Annotated in this window: 15 protein-coding genes and 1 riboswitch; of the genes, 8 read left to right on the forward strand and 7 right to left on the reverse strand. The window is 73.5% G+C overall.

Going from position 1 to position 21,884, the window contains the following annotated elements; genetic code table 11:
* Positions 1-55 precede the first annotated feature (55 nt).
* From BW996_RS06840 to BW996_RS06855, 4 genes are all read left to right on the forward strand, one after another.
* Positions 56-256 carry a DUF3460 family protein gene (locus BW996_RS06840; RefSeq protein ID WP_037483976.1) on the forward strand — a complete coding sequence of 67 codons (201 nt, stop codon included), beginning with the start codon at positions 56-58 and terminating at the stop codon, positions 254-256.
* Positions 256-1,119 carry a segregation and condensation protein A gene (locus tag BW996_RS06845; protein ID WP_037483973.1) on the forward strand — a complete coding sequence of 288 codons (864 nt, stop codon included), beginning with the start codon at positions 256-258 and terminating at the stop codon, positions 1,117-1,119. The genes BW996_RS06840 and BW996_RS06845 overlap by 1 nt, the downstream gene beginning before the upstream one ends.
* Before the next feature lie 133 nt (positions 1,120-1,252).
* Positions 1,253-2,950, forward strand: a complete 1,698-nt coding sequence (locus tag BW996_RS06850) for a FecR domain-containing protein (protein ID WP_037483972.1) — start codon at positions 1,253-1,255, stop codon at positions 2,948-2,950.
* Between the two features lie 2 nt (positions 2,951-2,952).
* Positions 2,953-5,871: an EAL domain-containing protein gene (locus tag BW996_RS06855; RefSeq protein ID WP_076458792.1), complete on the forward strand. Its 2,919-nt coding sequence runs from the start codon at positions 2,953-2,955 to the stop codon at positions 5,869-5,871.
* Here the strand turns inward: BW996_RS06855 and BW996_RS06860 are convergent.
* Positions 5,823-6,800 (reverse strand): GMP reductase, encoded by a 978-nt coding sequence (locus BW996_RS06860; RefSeq protein WP_037479668.1) that lies wholly within the window; start codon positions 6,798-6,800, stop codon positions 5,823-5,825. The genes BW996_RS06855 and BW996_RS06860 overlap by 49 nt on opposite strands.
* Before the next feature lie 286 nt (positions 6,801-7,086).
* On the opposite strand from BW996_RS06860, the gene BW996_RS06865 reads away from it, so the two are divergent.
* Together BW996_RS06865 and BW996_RS06870 are read left to right on the forward strand one after the other, a co-directional pair.
* Positions 7,087-8,049 (forward strand): caspase family protein, encoded by a 963-nt coding sequence (locus BW996_RS06865; RefSeq protein WP_081838003.1) that lies wholly within the window; start codon positions 7,087-7,089, stop codon positions 8,047-8,049.
* A complete protein-coding gene (locus BW996_RS06870) occupies positions 8,046-9,887 on the forward strand; it encodes a CHAT domain-containing protein (RefSeq protein WP_051631696.1) in 1,842 nt (613 codons plus the stop codon). The genes BW996_RS06865 and BW996_RS06870 overlap by 4 nt, the downstream gene beginning before the upstream one ends.
* Here BW996_RS06870 and BW996_RS06875 read toward each other — a convergent pair.
* Positions 9,850-10,551 carry a coiled-coil domain-containing protein gene (locus tag BW996_RS06875; RefSeq protein ID WP_037479666.1) on the reverse strand — a complete coding sequence of 234 codons (702 nt, stop codon included), beginning with the start codon at positions 10,549-10,551 and terminating at the stop codon, positions 9,850-9,852. The genes BW996_RS06870 and BW996_RS06875 overlap by 38 nt on opposite strands.
* A 197-nt stretch (positions 10,552-10,748) precedes the next feature.
* Here BW996_RS06875 and BW996_RS06880 point away from each other — a divergent pair, with 197 nt between their 5' ends.
* Positions 10,749-12,149 (forward strand): GGDEF domain-containing phosphodiesterase, encoded by a 1,401-nt coding sequence (locus BW996_RS06880; protein WP_037479664.1) that lies wholly within the window; start codon positions 10,749-10,751, stop codon positions 12,147-12,149.
* Here BW996_RS06880 and BW996_RS06885 read toward each other — a convergent pair.
* The 5 genes from BW996_RS06885 to thiC are packed head-to-tail and all read right to left on the reverse strand — an operon-like array spanning position 12,062 to position 17,819.
* Complete coding sequence (locus BW996_RS06885) at positions 12,062-13,759, reverse strand: bifunctional hydroxymethylpyrimidine kinase/phosphomethylpyrimidine kinase (protein ID WP_175619093.1); 1,698 nt, start codon at positions 13,757-13,759, stop codon at positions 12,062-12,064. The genes BW996_RS06880 and BW996_RS06885 overlap by 88 nt on opposite strands.
* An 8-nt stretch (positions 13,760-13,767) precedes the next feature.
* On the reverse strand, positions 13,768-14,595 hold the full coding sequence (locus BW996_RS06890; protein ID WP_051631695.1) for a thiazole synthase: 828 nt from the start codon (positions 14,593-14,595) through the stop codon (positions 13,768-13,770).
* Positions 14,596-14,601: 6 nt separating this feature from the next.
* Positions 14,602-14,802: a sulfur carrier protein ThiS gene (thiS, locus tag BW996_RS06895; protein WP_037479662.1), complete on the reverse strand. Its 201-nt coding sequence runs from the start codon at positions 14,800-14,802 to the stop codon at positions 14,602-14,604.
* A complete protein-coding gene (locus BW996_RS06900) occupies positions 14,799-15,962 on the reverse strand; it encodes an FAD-dependent oxidoreductase (RefSeq protein WP_037479661.1) in 1,164 nt (387 codons plus the stop codon). Before BW996_RS06900 ends, thiS begins: the two co-directional genes overlap by 4 nt.
* 3 nt (positions 15,963-15,965) lie before the next feature.
* Complete coding sequence (gene thiC, locus BW996_RS06905) at positions 15,966-17,819, reverse strand: phosphomethylpyrimidine synthase ThiC (protein ID WP_037479659.1); 1,854 nt, start codon at positions 17,817-17,819, stop codon at positions 15,966-15,968.
* A gap of 103 nt (positions 17,820-17,922) precedes the next feature.
* Positions 17,923-18,063: riboswitch (TPP riboswitch) on the reverse strand.
* Positions 18,064-18,205: 142 nt separating this feature from the next.
* On the opposite strand from thiC, the gene BW996_RS06910 reads away from it, so the two are divergent.
* Entirely contained in the window at positions 18,206-21,877 is a 3,672-nt protein-coding gene (locus BW996_RS06910) for a DUF748 domain-containing protein (protein ID WP_037479657.1), read from the forward strand.
* The last annotated feature ends 7 nt before the right edge of the window (positions 21,878-21,884 follow it).

Below are 21,884 nucleotides of genomic sequence, written 5' to 3' on the forward strand. Positions count from 1 at the left end.
AGTGACAAGGATGGTTTGTAGAATCGGGGGTTACTCTAACCCTTCACCTGCCGCCATGCCGCTCTTCTGGAAGCCCTATCAGTCCGACGCCACCCAGTTCATCGAGAGCCTGAAGAAGCAGGATCCGCAGCTCGAGCAGCGCCAGCGCGAAGGCCGCGCGCTGCTGTGGGACCGCGAGCAGGACCGCTCCGCCCAGGCCGGCTTCAATGAAGCCCGTGTGGCCCAGCAGCCCTACGTCTACCAGACCAAGGCCTGATGAGCCCACCCGCCGTTGCCGGCGACGCCGCCGGTGACGGCAACGGCAGCCCCCTGCCCGACAGCGCCGCAGCGCCCGCGGCGCGCGCGCTGCTCTACGGCGAGCCGCTGCTCGACCTGCCGCAGGACCTCTACATCCCGCCCGAGGCGCTGGAGGTCTTTCTCGAGGCCTTCCAGGGCCCGCTGGACCTGCTGCTCTACCTGATCCGGCGCCAGAACTTCAACATTCTCGACATCCCGCTGGCCGAGGTCACCCGCCAGTACCTGGGCTATGTCGAGCAGATCCGCCGCAGCAACCTGGAGCTCGCTGCCGACTATCTGGTGATGGCGGCGATGCTCATCGAGATCAAGTCGCGGCTGCTGCTGCCGGCGCGGCCCAGCGAGCCCGGCGCCGAGTCGGAAGACCCCCGCGCCGAGCTGGTGCGCCGGCTGCTGGAGTACGAGCGCATCAAGCTCGGCGCGCAGCAGCTCGACGAGCTGCCGCTGCGCGGGCGCGACTTCCTGGTCGCGCAGGTCCACATCGAGCAGGCGGTGGCCGAGCGCTTCCCCGACGTCAGCGCCGACGACCTGCGCTCGGCCTGGGCCGACATCGTGCGTCGTGCCAAGCTCACCCAGCACCACCGCATCAGCCGCGAGCAGCTTTCGGTGCGCGAGCACATGACGCTGGTGCTGCGCCGGCTGCAGGGCCGGCGCTTCGTCGAGTTCCACGAGCTGTTCGAGATCGAGCGCGGCGTGCCGGTGCTGGTGGTCACCTTTGTCGCGCTGCTGGAGCTGGCGCGCGAACGGCTGCTGGAGATCACGCAGGCCGAGGCCTTTGCGCCCATCTATGTGCGCCTGAACTGGCAGCCGGCCTCAACAGGCTGACCACCCCCGATGTGCAACATTCACGCCGATCTGCAAAAATGCTTGCCGATCTGTGTGCTGTTCTCGACCTTGCTGTTCCGGTCGACGGTCTGTCGCACCCGCCACACCCGAACTCCAGGAACGATCCGAGACCATGCTGCGCCTGCCGACACCGTCCCTCCTTGCGCTGCATGGGCTGTGCGGGCTGGTCGCAGGCCTGGCCAGCCCCCCGGCCGTGCAGGCGGTCACGCCGGACCTGCTCTACACCGTCCGCCCAGGTGACAGCGCCTGGAGCCTGACGCAGCGCCACCTGAACGATCCCGCGCGCTGGCTGGACCTGCGCCGCCTCAACCGGCTGCAGGGCGACCGCCTGCGCCCCGGCCAGGTGCTGCGCATCCCGGTGCCCTGGCTGCGGCTGCAGACCCGCCAGGTCCGGCTGCTGGCGCTGAGCGGTCAGGTCCGCACCGGGCCGGCGGGCGCGCCCGAGCGATGGACGCCGGCCCGCGAGGGCATGGTGCTCGGCCCGGAGCAGGTGCTGAGCACCGGCGCGGACGGCAGCGCGACGCTGCAGGTCGACGACGGCAGCGTGCTGCTGCTGCGGCCCGACAGCACGCTGCAGGTGCGAGCGGTCGATGCCGAGCGCGCCCGACAGGCCCTGTCGCGCAGCCTGGACAGCCCCGCGAGCGGCACGACAGCGCCGCCCGCGACGCCGCAGATCGGCCTGCGTCTGGAGCTGCTGCGCGGCGGCCTGGAAAGCCGGGTCACGCCGCAGCGCGACGGCACTCGCCTGGAGGTGATCACCCCGTCGGCGGCCACGGTGGTGCGGGGCACCGAGTTCCGGATCCGCGCCACCGACCCGGGCAGCCTGGCCGAGGTGGTCGAGGGCGAGATCGGCTTCGGCAATGCCGTCGGCGAGACCGCGCTGGGCCGCGCCACCGGATCGCTCGCACCGGCCACGGGGGGCGCGCCGCTGCCGGCGCAGCCGCTGCTGCCCGCGCCGGATCTGGCGACCCTGCCATCGCGTCTCTCGGTCACCCGGCTGCGCCAGATCGACTGGCCGCGCCCGCCCGGGGCCGGTTCGCTGCAGCTGCAGTGGCTGAACGGACCACGGCTGCTCGCCGAGCACCGGCTCATGCCGGATGAAGGCGGCCGACTGCCGCAGCTGCAGCCGCCACCGCCCGGCACCTACCAGCTGCGCGTGCGGGGTGTCGACCGGCTCGGCCTGGAGGGTCTGTCGGCCGAGCGCGAGGTCGAGATCATCGCCGTCGAGCCACCGCGCCCGCTGCTGCCGCCCGACGAAGGCTGGATGCCCTCGGGCCTGCCGCTGCTGCAGTGGAGCGCCTCGGCCGGTGCCGACCGCTACCGGCTGCGCATCGAGACCCAGGACGGACGCCCGGCGCTCGAGGTCGAGATCGATCGGCCGCAGTGGCAGGCGCCGCGGCTGCCCCCGGGCCGCCACCTGTGGCGCATCGCCGCGCTCGAGTGCGCGACCCGGGCCGGCCCGTGCTGGCCGGCTGGCGACTTCGGCCCGGCACGCGCGCTCAATGTGCCCTGGTCCGCACCGGAGCTGCTCGAGCCCCAACTCGACGAACACGGCCGGCTGCTGCTGCAGTGGCGCGGCATCGAGCCGGAAGCGCTGGTGCAGCTGCAGATCGCCACCGACGAGGACTTCCGCGAGGTGCTGCTCGACGAACCCCGGCACGGCGACCAGGTGCGGCTGCCCAGCCCCCCGCGCGATCTGGCCGGCCCGCTGCATGTGCGGGTGCGGCCGCTGCCGGCCGGCGGCGGCCTGGGGCCGTGGTCCGGCACCCGCACCGTGAACGCCACGATGCGGCAGGCCAGCCGGCACTGAGCATGACCGCAGCCCTCTGGCACCGACTGCGCGCGCTGGCCACGCCGGCCCGCCTGCCCTGGCTGCTGGCGCTGCTGCTGGCCCTGGTCCTGCTGGGGCCGGCGCAGCCGCTGCGGGTGCGCATCGACCTGCTGGCGCATGACCTGGTGTCCACGCTGGCATCGGTCGGCAGGCCGGGCCAGGCGACCGACCCCACCGACAGCACCGGGCCGGTCATCATCGCCATCGACGACGCCAGCCTGCAGGCCCTGGGCGCCTGGCCCTGGCCGCGCACGCTGCATGCCGAGCTGATCGACACGCTGCGCCGCGCCGGCGTGCAGGCCATCGGCTACGGCGTGATGTTCGCGGAACCCTCGCGACAGCCCGAGGACGATCTGAGACTGGCCGCGGCGATGCGCGCCCAGGGCCGGGTGGTGCTGCCGGTGCTGCCGCTGCGCGACGGCTCGGGCCGGCCGCAGGGGGCGCTCGAGCCGCTGCCGCTGCTGGCGGCCAGCGCCGCCGCGCTCGGCCATGCCGAGGCGCCGATCGACGCGGACGGCCGCATCCGCGGACTGGCGCTGCAGGCGGGCAGCGGCTCGCAGCGCTGGGAGGCGCTGCCGCTGGCGCTGCAGCGGGTCGCGGCCACCGGCAGCGGCGGCAGCCCCGACAGCACGCTGACCGCGCCACCGCCCGGGTCGGATCCAGCCTGGCCCTGGTGGCGCCACGACCTGCGCCTGCTGCCCGACCGCCCGGCACGACTGCACGAGATGTCCGCGCTCGACCTGCTCGGCGATCCAGCCCGGGCCGGCGTGCTGCTCGGGCGCAGCGTCTGGGTCGGCGTGACCGCCACCGGCATCGATCCGGCCCTGCCGACGCCGGGCCCGGCCGGTCAGGTCGAGCTGCTCAGCACGGTGCAGTGGCAGGCGCGCGTGCAGGCCGCGCTTGAGCAGGGCACGCTGGTGCGCCCGCTCGACGGCCTCTGGCCCGGGCTGCTCACGCTGCTGCCGCTGCTGGGCATGCTGCTGCGGCAGCAGCCGGCATCCCCGGCACTGGCGCTGGGCTGGCTGCTGCTGCCCTGGGCGGTGGCCACGCTGCTGCTGACGACGCAGGCGCTCTGGCTGCCGATCGGAACGCTGGCCTGCGCAGGCGCCCTGGCCCTGCTGCTGGAGCGCCTGATGGCGCTGCAGACCGCCCGGCGCGGCCTGCGCGAGGAACGCGAGCTGGCGCTGGCCACGCTGCAGGTGCTGGGCGAGGCGGTGATCTCGCTCGACGGCCAGGGCCGCATCGTCCAGCTCAATGCCCGCGCCCGCCAGTGGCTGGGCGCCGGTGCCGCGCCGGGACAGGCGCTCGCTGCGCTGCTGCGCATGCCCGAGCTGGACCGGCGCATCCTGCTGCAGGCGCTCGACGACAGCCGGCACCAGAGCGCACCGCTGACGCCGGACCTGCCGCTGCGGCTCGCCCGCGGCCCCGGCCAGGCGGACCGGTCGCTGCTGGCCTCGATCCAGCCCCTGCCGGTGCCGCGCGACGACCAGCTGGTGCTGGTGCTGACCGACCTGAGCGAGGTGATGAGCGCACGACGCCAGATCGAGCACGACCGTCAGCATGACCGCCTGACCGGCCTGCCCGAGCGGCGCCTGTTCATCGAGCAGCTCGCGCAGCAGCTCGGCCCCGTCGCCGATGACGGTGACGGCCCCGCGCTGGCGCTGCTGTTCATCGACATCGACCGCTTCGCCCGCATCGGCGACCACCTGGGCCATGCGCAGGCCGACGAGGTGCTGCAGCGGCTGGCGCGCCGGCTGCAGGACAGCTGCCACCGCTCCGAACTGCTGGCACGCTGGGGCGGCGACCAGTTCGTGATGCTGCTGCGTCAGGCCGGCGATCCGGATGCGGCGCTGGCGCGTGCGCGCGAGCTGCTCCAGCGGGTGTCGCCCGACATCGAGGTCGGCGGGCTGGCGCTGGGCCTGGGCGCGAGCATCGGCGTGGCCTGCGCGCCGCGCGACGGCCGGGATGCCGACACGCTGCTGATGCGCGCGCGCACCGCGATGGGCCGCGCCAAGACGGCCGGCGGGCACCGCGTCGCCAGCGGCGGGGCCGATCCGGCGCCGCCGCCCGACCCGCGCCAGCTCGGCCTGGAAACCCGGCTGCGCCAGGCCATCGAGGACGACGAGTTCGTGCTGCACTACCAGCTGCAGTTCGCGCTGGACGACGGCCGCCCGGTCGGCGCCGAGGCGCTGCTGCGCTGGCCGCGCGAGGACGGGCAGTGGCTGCCCGGGCGCTTCATCGGCCTGATCGACGAAGGCGGCATGACGGTGGCGCTGGGCGAGCGGGTCATCGTGCAGGCGATCGCGCAGCTGCGGCGCTGGCGCGAGGCCGGCCTGGCGCCGGTTCCGGTGTCGGTCAACATCTCGCCGCGCCAGTGTCTGGACGATCGCCTGCCCGAGCTGGTGGCCGAACGGCTGGCGCAGGAGCAGGTGCCTGCCGCGCTGCTGAAGATCGAGATCACCGAGAGCGCGGCGATGCATGACCCGCAGCATCTGCGCGGACTGCTCGAGCGGCTGCGCGCGATGGGCGTGCAGATCGCGCTCGACGACTTCGGCACCGGCTACTCCTCGCTGGCCCACCTGCGCGACATGCCGGTCGACCAGATCAAGATCGACCCGGGCTTCGTCGGCTCGATGGAGCAGCATGCCGGCTCGCGCGCGATCGTCGAGGCGACGATCGCGCTGGCGCACGGCCTGAAAGTGCCGGTGGTGGCCGAAGGCGTGGAGAGCGCCCGCCAGCTCGAGCTGCTGCGCAGCCTGGGCTGCGACCAGGTGCAGGGCTTCCTGCTGGCGCATCCGCTGCCGCCGGACGCGCTGGCCGAGCGCCTGCGCGACGGCAGCAGCGCCAGCGATCACATCAGCAGATGCTCGCCGGCGTTGTCGCCGCCCAGGATCACGTAGTTGACGCGGCGGATGTCGGCCAGCCGGGTGCCGCCGGCGTACGAGATCGAGCTCTGCAGGTCTTCCTGCATCTCGCGCAGCGTGTCGGCCAGGCGGCCCTTGACGGGTTCGAGAATGCGCTTGCCCTCGACATGGCGGTACTCGCCCTTGTTGAAGTCGCTGGCCGAGCCGTAGTACTCCTTGTAGAGCCGGCCGTCGACCTCGACCGTCTGGCCCGGCGACTCCTCGTGGCCGGCGAACAGCGAGCCGATCATCACCATCGCCGCGCCGAAGCGCACGCTCTTGGCGATGTCGCCGTGATGGCGGATGCCGCCGTCGGCGATGATGGGTTTGGTCGCTACCCGCGCGCACCACTTCAGCGCCGAGAGCTGCCAACCGCCGGTGCCGAAGCCGGTCTTGAGCCGCGTGATGCAGACCTTGCCCGGGCCGATGCCGACCTTGGTGGCGTCGGCGCCCCAGTGCTCCAGGTCGATCACCGCCTCGGGCGTGCCGACGTTGCCGGCGATCACGAAGGCCTGCGGCAGCCGCGTCTTGATGTGCTCGATGGTGCGGCGCACCGACTCGGCATGGCCGTGCGCGATGTCGATGGTGATGTAGTCGGCGCCCAGGCCTTCGGCGGCAAGGCGGTCGATCACCGCGAAGTCGTGCGGCTTCACGCCCGAGCTGATCGAGACGAACAGGCCCTGCTCGCGCATCGAGCGCGCGAAGGCGACCGTGTCGAGGTCGAAGCGGTGCATGACGTAGAAGTAGCCGTTCGCGGCCAGCCAGGCGGCCAGCGGCGCGTCGAGCACCATCTTCATGTTGGCCGGCACGACCGGCAGGTGGAAGCGGCGGCCGCCGAAGACGACCGCGGTGTCGCACTCGCTGCGGCTGTCCACGCGGCACTGGCGCGGCAGCAGCAGCACATTGTCGTAGTCGAAGATGTCCATGACGGAAAAGGCTCTCGGAGTCGGTGAGGTGCGGCGACGTGAATGCAGTGCCGCCGCAGGACTGCGAGCGCTTGACCTGGGGACCGGTCGGAGGCGGCTGGGGAAGCCGCCGGCACCGGGCCGCAGAATTTGGGCCCGATGAACGATTCTACGCGGGGTCGTGACATTCTCGGCGCCACGAATTGGCATCTGCACGCCTGCCCGATGGACAGAGAAGCGCTGGAATTTTCCACTTCATTCCTCGATCGAGATTTCAGATCAGGAAACATCAGGAAGGAAACCGCGCATGAACGACACCCCGACCCCCGCCCCGAAGAAGCGGGCCACCCGCCCGGCCGCCGCACCCGCCGCCGCGGTCAGGCGCAAGGCGCTGTCGCTGCACATCGGCCTGAACAAGGTCGATCCGGCCTGCTATGCCGGCTGGGACGGCGAGCTCTTCGCCTGCGAGGCCGATGCGGCCGACCTGCAGGCCCTGGCGCTGTCGAAGGGCATGAAGCCGACGATGCTGCTCGGCGCCCAGGCCAGCCGTGCGGCGGTGCTGCAGGCGCTGCGCGCGGCGTCGGGCACGCTGAAGTCGGGCGACTATTTCCTGCTGACCTTTTCCGGCCACGGCGGCCAGGTGCCCGACACCAGCGGCGAGGAGATCGACCGCCTGGACGAGACCTGGTGCCTGTGGGACGGCCAGCTGATCGACGACGAGCTCTACCTGGCGCTGAGCCGCTTCGCCGCTGGCGTGCGGGTGCTGGTGCTGTCCGACAGCTGCCACAGCGGCACGGTGACCCGTGCGGCACCGGCCTCGCCTGCGGTGGTGCTGCCGGGCCAGCCGCGCCCGCGCCTGATGCCGCGCCAGATCGCGCGCAAGACCTACCGCGATCACCAGGACTTCTATGACAGCCTGCAGAAGGAGGTCGCCGCCGAGGCCGCCAAGTCCGGCGGCGTGATCGATCCGGATGCGGCGCTGGCTCAGGTGCGCATCGACAGCAGCCGGCTGACCGGCGTGGTCACGACGTTCCGGCCTTCGGTCATCCTGATCTCGGGCTGCCAGGACAACCAGACCTCGATGGACGGCGAATTCAACGGCGCCTTCACCGGCCGGCTGCTGGAGGTCTGGAACCAGGGCCGCTTCGGCGGCAACCACACCCAGTTCCGCCATGTGATCGTCGCCGGCATGGAGCCGACGCAGACGCCCAACCTCTACACCCTGGGCCCCTGCGCGACCTTCCTGGCCCAGAAGCCCTTCACGGTGTGAGCGCGGCCGCGGACGCCCCCGCCGCACGGCCGCTGCTGAGCGTGCTGGTGCGCGCCGGCGATCTGCGCGGCCTCACGCTGCCACTGCTGGTCGGCCAGCATGAGCAGGATCCGATCGCCGGCCCGCAGGCGCTGATCGACCAGAAGCTCGGCGGCGCCTTGAGCGACCGCCACCGGCTCGGCCTGTACGCCGGTCCGGTCGGCACCGCGACCGTGGTGCTGCGCGGCGGCCAGAGCGACAGCGAGCCGCTGCACGGCGCGGTCGTGACCGGCCTGGGCCCCTATGACGGCACGCTGGGCAGCCGCAGCCTGACCGAGGCGGTGCGCACCGGCGCGCTGCGCCTGCTGCTGCAGGTGCGCGACCAGCTCGGCCCCGGCCCGCGCGCCTTCACGCTGGGCACGCTGCTGCTGGGCAGCAACTCGGCCGCGAATCTGGGCCTGGAAACCGTGGTCGAGGCGCTGGTGCTCGGGGTGCTGCAGGCCAGCCAGCGCTTCGCCGAGGTCGCCGGACCGGCCGTCCGCATCGAGCGCCTTGAACTGGTCGAGCTGCACCGTGACCTGGCGCAGGCCGCGGCACAGCAGCTCGCCCGGCTGGCGCCACGGCTGCAGGCGCTGGCCGAACTCGGCGGCCTGGGTCTGGTCTGCCAGAGCACGCTGCAGCCCACGCGCGGCCCTCGTGCCCGCGGCGCCCGCAGCAGCTCGGTGCCGGCGGGCACCTCCGGCGGCTACTGGCCGCGGCTGCTGGTCCGCAGTCGCACCGATGGCGCACTGGACTACCTGCACCTGGGCGCGCGGGCACGCGCCGAGGCGATCGGCCAGCCGCTGCAGCCCGGTCTGCTCGACGCGCTGCTGCGCCCGGCCGACACCGCCGGCGCCCCCGGCTGGGATGCCGAGCTGGGCCGCACGCTCTTCCATCTGCTGGTGCCGCCGGACTTCCGGGAAACCGTGCGCCAGCTGTCGCGTGCGGTGCTGGTGGTCGATGCGCACAGCGCCGCGGTGCCCTGGGAGCTGCTGCTGGCCGACGACCCGGCCCTCGGCCTGGCCGAGCCGCTGGCGCTGCGCATGCCGCTGGTGCGCCAGCTCGCCAGCAGCGGCTTTCGCCGCCAGGTGCGGCGCAGTCCGGGCCAGGCGGCGCTGATCATCGGCAACCCCTCGACGCTCACCCGCAGCGGCCAGGGCACGGGCGACCGGCTCGAGCCGCTGCCCGAGGCGGCCGAGGAAGCGGCGCAGATCCACCAGCTGCTGCAGGACTGCGGCCATGCGTCGGCGCTGCTGGTCGGCGCCCAGGCCTCGGCCAGCCGGGTGCTGCGCCAGCTCCATGCCCGGCCGCTGCATCTGCTGCATGTCAGCGCGCATGGCCTGCAGCCGGACGGCCCCGACGGACGCTGCGGTGTCATGCTCTCCGACGACCTGATGCTGACCGCGATCGAGATCGGCGCGATGGACCCGGTGCCGGAGCTGGTCTTCCTGAACTGCTGTCATCTCGGCCGCCTGGATGACGGCCGCACGACGCCCGCTCAGCGGGCCGCCAGCCTGGCGCAGACGCTGATCGACATCGGCGTGCGCTGCGTGCTGGTGGCCGGCTGGGCGGTCAGCGACGCGGGCGCGGCACAGTTCGGCGGCACCTTCTACCGGGAACTGCTGCAGAACGGGTGCGCCTTCGGCGAGGCGGTCTTCCGGGCCCGGCAGCGCACGCACGAACTGGCGCCGGCGGGCGACCTGAGCTGGGGTGCCTTCCAGGCCTACGGCGATCCAGCCTGGACCGCGGTGCGCCCGACCCGGCCTGCCGCATCGACCCGGATCAGGTCAGCGCCCGCAGCCGCGCGCCCGCGCCGCTGACCCGGCGGTCATTCATGCCCGGCGGCAGCGGCACCACACGCCGGCGCCGCTCGGACGGCAGATCGGCATCGCCCTCGTCCACGCCGGTGCCGCTGACCCCGGTGCCGCGCAGCGCCAGCCGCACCGGACCGGCACGGCGACCGTCGGCCGCCACCGCTGAGCGCGAGACCGCCGGCAGGCGCTCCACCCGCGCCTGCAGCCGCGCACGCGCCGCATCCGACTCCTCGAGCAGGCCGAGCAGCTGAGCCACCTCGGCGCGCGCGGCCGAGAGCTGGCTGCGCAGCGCCTCGACCTCCCGGCGATGCGCCGCACGCTCGCCGCCGATCTGCCGGTCCTGCTGCACCAGCTGCTGGCCCAGGGCCTGCTCGACATGGCGACGCGCCGCCTGCAGCGCCTCGATCTCGCGCTGCAGCTCGGCCTCGCGCCAGACCGCCTCGTCGCGCACCCGGCGCAGCGTGGGCAATTCGTCCTCGAGCGCCTGCAGGCGCGCCTGATGCTCGTCGAGCCAGTGGTCCTGCTCGGTCCAGCACTGGCGCTGGTGCGCATCGAGATGCGCGCGCACCCGCTGCCGGGTCAGCAGATGCATGCCGCCTGCGCCCGCCAGCAGCAGCCCCGCCGCCGTCGCCAGCCCGCCCAGTCCATGCCACAGTGCCATCGCTTCCATGTCGCCCTTGGCCTTCCGCAAGTAACAAAAAGAAACAAATTGAATGATGCCCGGGGCCTGGCGGAACATCTTGAAGAGAGCCTGAGCACATCGCGGTCGCCGCCCGCCCTGAAAGCGGAACACAAGGACAGGGCGGCCCCAGGCTGCTACCTTGGCTGGCATTGCTTTCAACCGGAAACCGCCGGAACCTTGACCTCATGAATCAGCTGCGCATCGTGGTGATGGAAGACGGGCCGCTGCAGGAGCAGGACCATGACGCGACGCTGCGTCATCTGGGCCTGATCGATGCCCGCACCGGTCTGCCGCACCGTGACCTGCTTCTCGACCGGCTCGGCCAGGCGGTGGCCTCGGTCAGCCGGGGTGGCGCGGCCTTCGCGCTGATGTGCATCGGCCTCTCGGTGCTGCCCGGGCCGCCCGGCCCCAGCCGGGCCGAACCCGAGGCGCTGCGCGACGAGTTCGCGCACCAGCTGCTGGCGATGAGCCGCCACACCGACAGCTTCGCGCTCAGCGGTCCGGACGAGTTCCTGGCGCTGATTCCCGGCAATCCGTCGGTCGGCGGCCTGATGGCGATGGGCCAGAAGATCGCCGCGGGCTTCGCCGGGCGGCTGCAGGTGCACATCGGCGTGGCGCTGTGCCCACGCCATGCGGCCGATGCCGGCGTGCTGCTGCAGCAGGCCTGCGCCGCGCTGGAGCAGGCCCGTGCCGCGCAGGTCATCACCGCGCTGTACGAGCCGCGCGGCCTGGGCACGGCTGTGCGCGGCGAGGCTGCACCAGAGCCCGAGGACGCCGCCTGCACACCCGGCTTCGTGCCGGTGATCGATCTGCAGGAAGGCGGGCTGCTGCGGCTGCAGATCGTGACCGCAGGCGCAGCCGTCACCCACAGCGACTTCGCGCCGACCTCGATCGGCTCGCCGCCGCGGCAGGACCGCAGCCAGCAGGTCCGCCAGCTGCTCGGCACGCTGGACCGGGCACTGCAGGCCGCCAGCGACTGGCGCCGGCAGGGCCTGAAGCTCAGGCTGTCGCTGCCGCTGCCCGGCCGGCTGCTGGACGAGCCAACGCTCGCCCCGGCGCTGCTGGCCCTGCTCGACCGCCACCGCTGGCCGGCGCCCGACCTGACGGTCGAGGCCCGCAGCGCCGCGATCATGCAGCGCGGCGCCGAGGTGATCGAGGTGCTGAGCAACGCCGGCGTGCCGCTGTCGATCGACGACGAGGGCGACGGCATGGCGCTGCATCTGGCGATGGCCGCCCCGGCCAGCGTGGCGGAGCTGAAGTTCGACTCCACCTCGCTGGGCCTGCTGCGCAGCGAGGCCCAGCGCATCGCGGTGGTGCGTGCGCTGGTCGCGCTGGCACGGGGCTGGCAGGCGCGGGTGGTGGCCACCGGCGTCGATGATCTGCTGACCCGAGCCTGGCTGGCCGAGCTGGGCTGCGACGCGGCCCAAGGTCCGGCCTGCGGACGCGAGCTGCCCGCCGATCAGGTGCCGGCCTGGTGCGCCGGCCGATCCGGGCCGCCTCAGGCCCCCGCTTCGGCCGCAGGATCCAGACTGGCTCCGGGCCAGAGCGGCACCACCAGCGTGGCCGAACGCTCGCGGCCGCGCTGACAGGCCGCGGCCATCCGGGCAAGCCGCTCGCGCTGCGCGGCAGCCGGATCGGCATCGCCCAGCTGCGCCGCCAGCGCCCGCACCAGGCAGACATCGGCCGCGCCGGCGGCCATGACCGACTCGACCTGCACTTCATCCAGCACACCGCCGATGCCCACCACCGGCACCGGCGCCATGCGCGCCCACCAGCCGAGGTTGTGCAGGCCCTGCGGATGCCAGGGCATGTCCTTGGTCGTCGTCGGCCAGACCGGGCCGCAGGCGACATAGGCCGGCTGCAGCGTCGTGGCCCGCGCCAGCTCCCACAGACTGTGCGAGCTCAGGCCCAACCGCAGCCCGCGCGCCTGCGCCGCCGCCAGCCGCGCCCGCCCAGCCGCGCCCAGCGCCAGCAGGTCTTCCTGGCCGAGATGCAGCGCGATCGAGGCTGCGTCCAGCCGGCCGGCCTCGAGCGCGTCCAGCACCATTGCATGGTGGTCGTTGATCACCAGCAGCGGGCGGCGCTCGACCGGCAGCGCGTCGATCGCCGCCTGCGCCTGGGCGATCTGCGCCTGCAGCGCCTCGGCGAAGGCCGCATCGTCCAGAGCACGGTGTGCCGCGCGCTTGATGCGCAGCTGCAGCGCGCACAGCCCCGGCACCTCGACGGCCGCGGCCACCGCCGCCAGCAGCGGCGCGGCCTGCGCGAACGAATCGCTGATCGCGTAGAGGCCGCCCGGCCAGGGCTCGGCCGGCACGCGCACCGGCCCCGGCGGCGTCTCGTCGCAGCCCAGACGCGGCAGCCGGCGCGCGTCGCCCGCGAATCCCGCGTCGAATCCCACCGGCCCGGCGCCCTGGCCCGCGGCGTGGCCGGCGGCGATCGCCGCGGTGGTGGCCATCTTCGCCAGCACCAGCGCATCCGCCGTGACGAAGCCGCGCGCCATCGCCGCCGCGGCCGCGGTGGCGAAGGTGCAGCCGGTGCCGTGCGTGTGGCGGGCGTCCAGGCGCGGCAGCGCCAGCCAGCCGCGCGCCAGCGGTGTATCGATCCAGTCGAGCGCGTCAACCCCGTCAGCCCCGTCGGCGCTGTCGCCGCCGGTGATCGCCACCGCGCGCGCGCCCAGCGCCCGCAGCGCCGCCGCCTGCGCCGGCACTTCGGCCAGCGTCGCGGCTTCCGCCCCGCCCAGCAGCCGCGCCGCCTCGCGCCGATTCGGCGTGATCAGGTCGGCGCGCGGCAGGATCTGCATGCGGTAGGCCGCCAGCAGCGCGTCATCGCAGAAGGCCGCACCGCCGGCGCTGGCGCCCAGCACCGGATCGACCACCAGGCGCACGCGCGGCCCGCCATCCTGATCGAGGCGGTCCAGCCAGCACCTCAGCACCGCCACGCCCTCGGCGCTGCCGATCAGGCCGGTCTTGATGACGCTCGGGCGCAGGTCGGCGGCCAGCGCGGCGAGCTGCGCGTCGAGCACCTCCGCCGCCACCGGCACGACGCGGGCGACGCCGAGCGAGTTCTGTGCGGTGATCGACGCGACCACCGGGCAGAGGTGCACCGCGCAGCCCTCGGCCGCTCGCGCGTCGGCGCTCAGGCCCGCGCCGCCGCCGCTGTCGTTGCCGGCGACGCTCCAGACGATCGGCCGGGACACGTCGGCGCTCACAGCAGGAAGGGCCGGCCGCTGACCGGCGTGGTCGCCACGGCCATCGCCTGCGGCGCCATCACGCCGGCCTCGTAGCCCAGGCGCCCGGCCTGCACCACGCGCCCGAAGGCGGCGGCCATGCGCACCGGATCGCGCGCCTGCGAGACGGCCGAGTTCAGCAGCACCGCGTCGTAGCCCAGCTCCATCGCCTGCACCGCATGCGCCGGCGCGCCGATGCCGGCGTCGACGATCAGCGGGATGTGCGGCAGCCGCTCGCGCAGCGTGCGCAGCGCCCACGGATTGATCAGCCCCTGGCCGGAGCCGATCGGCGCGCCCCAGGGCATCAGCACCTCGCAGCCCACGTCGAGCAGGCGCTGGCAGGTCACCAGATCGTCGGTGCAGTAGGGAAAGACCTGGAAGCCCTCGCGCACCAGTTCCTCGGCGGCCAGCACCAGCTCCCAGGGGTCGGGCTGCAGCGTCTGCTCGTCGCCGACGACTTCCAGCTTGATCCAGGCGGTGTCGTAGAGCTCGCGCGCCAGGTGCGAGAGCTCGACCGCCTCGCGCGCGGTGCGGCAGCCGGCGGTGTTGGGCAGCAGCCGCGCGCCCTGCTCGCGCAGCGCCGAGCGGATCGCGGCGATGTGGCCGTTGTCGCCGCCGCCCTCGCCCGCGTGGATGCGGCGCAGGCCGACGGTGACCACCTCGGTGCCGGAGGCGACGATGGCCTCGTGCAGCGCCTGCGGCGAGGGGTAGCCGGCGGTGCCGAGCAGCAGGCGGCTGTTCAGCGTCACGCCGTAGGCGCTCCAGGCGGACGGGTTCAGCGTGGGATTCAGCAAGGCAGCGTCCATGGCGGTTCAGCCTCCGACGATGGGTTGGAACAGCGTGACCGACTCGCCGTCGGCCAGCACCCGCGCGGCGCGGGCGGCGCGCGGCACATGGCGGCCCTCGACCGCGCTGCCGACCGCCTCGGGCGCGTGGCCCAGGCGCTGCAGCAGCTCGGCCAGCGTCGTGCCCTCGGGCAGCTCGACGGGGTCGCCGTTGACGTGGATCTTCATGATGACAAGGTCGTGTGTTGCAGCGCCTGCTCGACCAGCGCGGGCGCCAGCAGCCAGCCGTGGCGGAACAGGCCGTTGATCACGACGCGCCCGGGCTCGACGTCCAGGCGCGGCGCGTTGTCGGGCAGCGCCGGGCGCAGATTGGTTTCCATGTGCAGGATGCGCGCCTCGGCCAGCGCCGGCAGCACGCTGTGCGCAGCGGCCATCAGCTCGACGGCCGAGCGCAGGCTCACCGGCGAGCGGTCTTCGCTCTCGATCTCGCTGGCGCCGATGACGATGCGCTCATCCGGCCGCGGCACGATGTAGACGCGGTGGCGCGCATGCAGCAGCCGCAGCGGCCGCGACAGCGGCACACCCGGCGCATGCAGCCAGATCACCTCGCCGCGCACGCCGCGCAGGGCCGCCGCAGCCGCCCCCGTCATTCCCGCGAAGGCGGGAACCCACGCAGGCGACGCGGGGGGGGCATCGTGGGTTCCCGCCTTCGCGGGAATGACGGAGGGAGGGGGCGGCCGCGCGCCCAGGCCGCGCACGTCGAACACCAGGTCGAAGCCCCGCGTCGTGCCGTCGTCCAGCGTGATCGCGCCGGGGACGGTGGAAGCCACCGTGCGGCCCCAGTGCCAGCGCACCTCGCGCGCCCAGGCGCACAGCGCCGGCAGCAGCGCCTGCGGCATGACCTGGCCCTCGCCATCGAGGAACCAGGCATGCAGGCCCGGCAGCAGCGCCGGCTCCAGATCGAGCAGCGCCGGGCGCGTCAGCCGACGCGGCTCGGGCAGGCCCTCCGGCGCGGTCGACAGGCGCGCGAGCACCCGCTGCGCCGCGCCCAGGTCCGGCCCGTGGGCCAGCATCAGGCTGCCGCGCTGGCGAAAATAGCGCGCCGCATCCCCTGAGCCGTCGAGCGCGGCCAGCCGCTGCGCGACCTCGGCCCACAGCGGCACCGAGCGCAGGCCCAGCCGCGCCACCTCCGGCCCGGCCGCGTCCAGCTCGGCCAGCGGGCTGAGCATGCCGGCGGCGGTGAAGCCCGCCGGGCCCCGGCCGTCGCTGCGGGGCTCGGGGCCAACGGCCGGGTCGAAGACCTCGACCGCATGCCCGGCGTGCGAGAGCTGCCAGGCCAGCAGGCGGCCCAGCACGCCCGCGCCGGCGATGCCGATGCGCAGCCGCATGGCTCAGCCCTGCGCCGGCTGGATCGGGATGTAGAACTCCCCGCCCTGCGCCTTGAACTCGGCCGACTTCTCGGCCATGCCCTTCTCGGCGTAGTCGCGCACGTCCTGCGTGATCTTCATCGAGCAGAACTTCGGACCGCACATCGAGCAGAAGTGCGCCTCCTTCGAGGAATCCTTCGGCAGCGTCTCGTCGTGGTATTCCTCGGCGGTCTGCGGGTCCAGGCCGAGCGCGAACTGGTCGCGCCAGCGGAACTCGAAGCGCGCCTTGCTCATCGCGTCGTCGCGGGCGCGCTGGCCGGGGTGGCCCTTGGCCACGTCCGCCGCGTGCGCCGCGATCTTGTAGGCGATGATGCCGGCCTTCACGTCGTCGCGGTCGGGCAGGCCCAGGTGCTCCTTCGGGGTGACGTAGCACAGCATCGCCGTGCCCATCCAGCCGATCATCGCCGCGCCGATGGCCGACGCGATGTGGTCGTAGCCGGGGGCGATGTCGATGGTCAAGGGGCCCAGCGTGTAGAAGGGCGCTTCCTTGCAGTGCTTGAGCTGCTCGTCCATGTTGGCCTGGATCATGTGCATCGGCACATGGCCCGGGCCCTCGATCATGGTCTGCACGTCGTGCTTCCAGGCGATCTCGGTCAGCTCGCCCAGCGTGCGCAGCTCGGCGAACTGCGCCTCGTCGTTGGCGTCAGCGCCCGAGCCCGGGCGCAGGCCGTCACCCAGCGAGAAGGTGACGTCGTAGGCCTTCATGATCTCGCAGATTTCCTCGAAGTGTGTGTAGAGGAAATTCTCCTTGTGGTGCGTGATCATCCACTTGGCCAGAATCGAGCCGCCACGGCTGACGATGCCGGTGCGGCGCTTGGTCGTCATCGGCACGAAGGGCAGGCGCACGCCGGCGTGGATGGTGAAGTAGTCCACCCCCTGCTCGGCCTGCTCGATCAGCGTGTCGCGGAAGATCTCCCAGCTCAGGTCCTCGGCGATGCCGCCGACCTTTTCCAGCGCCTGGTAGATCGGCACCGTGCCGATGGGCACCGGCGAGTTGCGCAGGATCCAGTCGCGCGTGGTGTGGATGTTCTTGCCGGTGGACAGATCCATCACCGTGTCGCCGCCCCAGCGGATCGACCAGACCAGCTTCTCGACCTCTTCCTCGATCGACGAGGTGACGGCCGAGTTGCCGATGTTCGAGTTGATCTTCACCAGGAAATTGCGGCCGATGATCATCGGCTCGACTTCCGGGTGGTTGATGTTGGCGGGGATCACCGCGCGGCCGCGCGCCACCTCGTCGCGCACGAACTCCGGCGTGATGATGTCGGGAATGCGCGCGCCCATCGCGTTGCCCTTCAGGCGCGCCTCACGCTCGGCGTCCTGCAGGTATTCGCGCATCCACTCGCGCTTGCCGTTCTCGCGGATGGCGATGTATTCCATCTCGGGCGTGACGATGCCTTGGCGCGCGTAGTGCATCTGGCTGACGTTGGCGCCGGCCTTGGCGCGGCGCGGCGTGCGCTGCAGGCCGGCAGCCTCGGCGCGCAGCTGCTCGATGCGGCCGCCGTCGCGCTCCTCGTTCTTGCCGCCGTCGTCCAGCGCCACGCGGGCACGGCCGGTGTAGGTCTCGGTGTCGCCTCGGTCGGCGATCCAGGCCGCACGCAGCGGCGCCAAGCCCTGACGGATGTTGATCTCCACGCTCGGGTCGGTGTAGGGGCCGGAGGTGTCATAGACCGTGACCCGCTCGCCGTTGGTCAGCGCGATCTCGCGCATCGGCACGCGGATGTCGGGCCGGCTGCCTTCGACGTGGACCTTGGTGGAGGCGGGGAACGGCTCGCGGGTCAGCGTGAGCAGTTCCTGGAGCTTGTCGGGGGCGTTCATCGGAGGGTGCTTCCTTCGGTTGCTGGCGGGCAGGTCGCGCTCCGAAGGGACTCCCGGGGCCGCCAGACCGGTCATCGCGAGAGAGGCGACGGGACCGGCTCAGGGCCGAGGTGCAGGCTCTTCTTACGCCGGTATTAACCGGGTCAAGTACAGCGGGTTCGGTCTTCGACCATCTCAGCACGTCGGATCCGCAGCGCCTCGCGGGACGAGGCTTTGCCGACCCGGGGCACCCCGGAGCGTGGGGCGCATTGTGGTGACATGACCTCCAGGCGTCAAGCAGGGGTCATGCAGCAACAGGTCCGTGTCACGATCGCGGTCCGCGCACGGCCCGGCTCGCGCGTTGATCCCCACGAAGAACCGCTCGAAGCACGATCCCGCCGCCGCCGATGACCTCCGACGCTCCCGAGAACACCCGCCCGCACCGCCCTCACCCGCTGCTGCGTGCCGCCGCGATCGCCCTGGCCAGCGTGCTGCTGCTGTGGCTGCTGCTCTGGCTGGCGCTGCCGCCGCTGCTGAAGTCGCTGATCGAGACGCAGGCCAGCCAGGCGCTGGGGCGGCCGGTCACGCTCGAGCGCGTCAGCGTGCGGCCCTGGGCGATGGACCTGGCCATCGAGCGGCTGCGCATCGGCGCCGCGCCCGGCGCGGCCGAGACCGAGCCGCTGCTGGAGGTTGCGCGGCTGCGCGCCGACCTCGACGCGGCCTCGCTGTGGCGGCTCGCGCCGGTGGTGGCGGCGCTGGAGATCGACGCGCCGGCCCTGCGCCTGACCCGTACCGCCGAGGGCCATTACGACATCGACGACCTGATCGCCCGGCTGAGCGCGCCCTCGCCCGCTCCGACGCCCGACAGCGGCCCGGCGCGCTTCGCGCTGCACAACCTGCGCCTGAGCGGCGGCTCGGTGCGCTTCGACGATCGTCCGACCGGCCAGATCCACCAGCTCGACGGGCTGACGCTGACGCTGCCCTTCCTGTCGACGCTGCCCTCGCAGGTCGAGATCGAGGTGGCGCCGCGGCTGGCCTTCACGCTCGATGGCGCGGCCTTCGACAGCCAGGCGCAGGGCCGGCCCTTCGCGCCGCGCCGCACCACGCAGGCCAGCTTCACGCTGCCGCAGCTCGATCTGGCGCCGTGGCTGGGCCACTGGCCGGCGGCGCTGCCGGTCCGGCTGCTGCGCGGGCGCATCGGCACCACGCTGAAGCTCGACTTCGACGCACCCGCCGGCGCCGCGCCGGTGGTGCGCCTGAGCGGCCGGGTGCAGGCGCAGGAGCTGGCCTTCTCCGACCGCGACGGCCAGCCGCTGCTGGGCTGGAACGACCTCGACATCGCGCTGCGCGACGTGCAGCCGCTGGCGCGGCGCCTGGCCTTCGGCGCGATCGTGCTCGACGGGCTAACGCTCGATCTGGCACGCGACGCGCAGGGGCGGCTGAACCTTGCCCGGCTGGCCGCGCCGACGCCCGCGGCACCCACGACAGCCGCCGCCTCGTCCCCGCCGGCGACCCCGGACGCGCCGGCCTGGCAGGTCAGCGTCGAGGCGCTGGCGCTGCAGAACACCCGCATCGGCTGGCAGGACGCGACGACGCAGCCGGCCGCGCACCTGGCGCTGGAGCACCTCACGCTCGACACCGGCGCGCTGGCCTGGCCGATGACGCAGCCCGCGCGGCTGAAGCTGGCGGCGGCGCTGGCCGCGCCGGCCCGAGGCACGCTGGGCGTCGAGGGCCAGGCCGATGCGGCATCGGCCGATCTGGCGCTCACGATCGACGCGCTCGGGCTGGAGGCCTTCGCACCCTATCTGCGCGCGGTGCTGAAGCCGCGCCTCGATGGCCGGCTAGCGGCGCAGGCGCGGCTGCGCTGGCAGGCCGGCGACACGCCGGCGCTGAGCGTCGAGCTCGAACGTGGCGAGCTGGCAGCGCTGAAGCTGAGCACGCCCGATGCCCCCGCCGCCACGCCACCGCTGGCGGCGCTGGAGCGCCTGGAGATCGAGGCCGGCAAGATCGACCTGAACGCCCGCCAGGTCGAGCTCGGCCGGCTGCGGCTGCTGCAGCCGAGCACCCGGCTGGAGCGCGACGCGCAGGGGCGCCTGAATCTGGCCGACTGGCTGGTGGCGTCGCCCGCGGCGCCGGCCACCCCGCCCCACTCCGCGCCGGACACGCCCGGCTGGTCGCTGCGGCTCGGCGCGCTGCAGCTCGAGAACGGCCGCCTGGGCTGGCGGGATCTGCAGCCCGAAGACGATGTCGCGCTCGAGGTCGAGCGGCTGCAACTGGCGCTGCAGGACCTGCAGTGGCGCGGCGACCGGCTGGCCGCGCCGTTGCGCTGGCAGCTCGCCGCCGACCTGCGCGGCGAGGGCAGCACCCGCCGCGCCGGTCCGAGCGCACCGGCGATCGACGCGCGCGGCCAGCTCGCGCTGGAACCGCTGGCGCTGTCGGCGCGGCTGAAGCTGCAGGCGCTGCCGCTGCACCTGCTCGCGCCCTACGCGCCGCTGATGCCCGGCGTCGAGCTGGTGCGCGCGCGGCTGGGCTGGGAGGGCGACCTGACGCTGCGCCAGCCCGCCGCCGGCCTGCAGCTCGCGCTGCGCGGCGACGGCCGACTGGCCGACCTGCAGCTGCACACCCGGCAGCGTGGCGGCAGCGGCGAAGGCGACGACGGCGCCGAGCTGCTGAGCTGGCAGACGCTGTCGCTGCAGGGCCTGGATGTGGCGCTGCAGCCGGGCGCCCGCCCGCAGGTCCGTCTGCGCGAGACCGCGCTCGACGGCCTGTTCGCGCGGCTGATGATCACGCCGGAGGGCCGCTTCAACCTGCGCGATGCCGGCGAGCGGCCGGTCGCCGTCACATCCGCCCCAGCAGCGGCATCAGCGGCGGCATCAGCGGTGGCCCCGGCGGTGAGCGCACCGGCCGAGCTGCCGATCGACCTCGACATCGGCCCGACCCGGCTGAGCCGCGCGCGCATCGACTTCGAGGACCGCTTCATCCGCCCGAACTACAGCGCCGACCTCGACGAGCTGCACGGCCAGCTCGGGGCCTGGCGCAGCGGCTCGCGCGAGATGGCCACGCTGACGCTGGCCGGCAAGGTCGCGCGCACCGGCGACCTGTCGGTGTCGGGGCGGCTGCAGCCGCTGGCCAGCCCGCCCGCGCTCGACATCCAGGCGCGCGCCAGCGACATCGAGCTGGCGCCGCTGTCACCCTATTCCGGCAAGTACGCGGGCTACGGCATCGAGCGCGGCAAGCTGTCGATGGACGTGGCCTACCGCATCGACGAGCGCGGCCGGCTGGACGCGACGAACCGGCTGGTGCTCAAGCAGCTCACCTTCGGCGAGGCGGTCGACAGCCCCGACGCGACGAAGCTGCCGGTGCGGCTGGCGGTGGCGCTGCTGAGCGACCGCCACGGCGTCATCGACCTGGATCTGCCGATCGGCGGCTCGCTGAACGATCCGCAGTTCAGCGTCTTCGGCCTGGTGCTCAAGGTCATCGGCAATGTGCTGAGCAAGGCGCTGACCGCGCCGTTCGCGCTGCTGTCGGGCAGCAGCAGCGAGGACCTGAGCCGGGTGGCCTTCCTGCCCGGGCTGGCGCAGCTGCAGCCCGACGCGCCGGCGCTGCTCGACCGCGTCGCGCGCGCACTGGCGGACCGGCCAGCCTTGACGGTGACGCTGGCCGGCGAGGTCGACCGCGAGACCGAGCGCGCCGCCTGGCAGGCCGCGGCGCTGGAGCGCCGGCTGCAGGCACTGCACCGGCGCGAGCTGGCCCGCGCCGGCGCGCGCGCCGATCTCGCCGACGAGACCGCCCGCGCGATGACCGACACCGAGCGCCAGCGCCTGCTCGCGCTGCTGGTGACGCAGCGGCTCAAGGGCGGCGTGCCCGCCGGCAGCTCGGCCACCGCCGCGTTGGCCGCGGCCGAGCCGGTCGACGATGAGGACTGGCGCGAGCTGGCCACCGCGCGCGCCGAGGCGGTGCGCGACGCGCTGCGCGAGCGCGGCCTGGCCAACGAGCGCGTCTTCGTCGCGGCGCCGAAGCTGCTGGCCGGACAGTCCGGCTGGATGCCGCAGGTCGGCATGACGCTGTCGGCGCCCTGAGAACACC

The organism is Sphaerotilus natans, from assembly GCF_900156335.1.
In the GTDB taxonomy this organism is placed as follows: Bacteria; Pseudomonadota; Gammaproteobacteria; order Burkholderiales; family Burkholderiaceae_C; genus Sphaerotilus; species Sphaerotilus natans.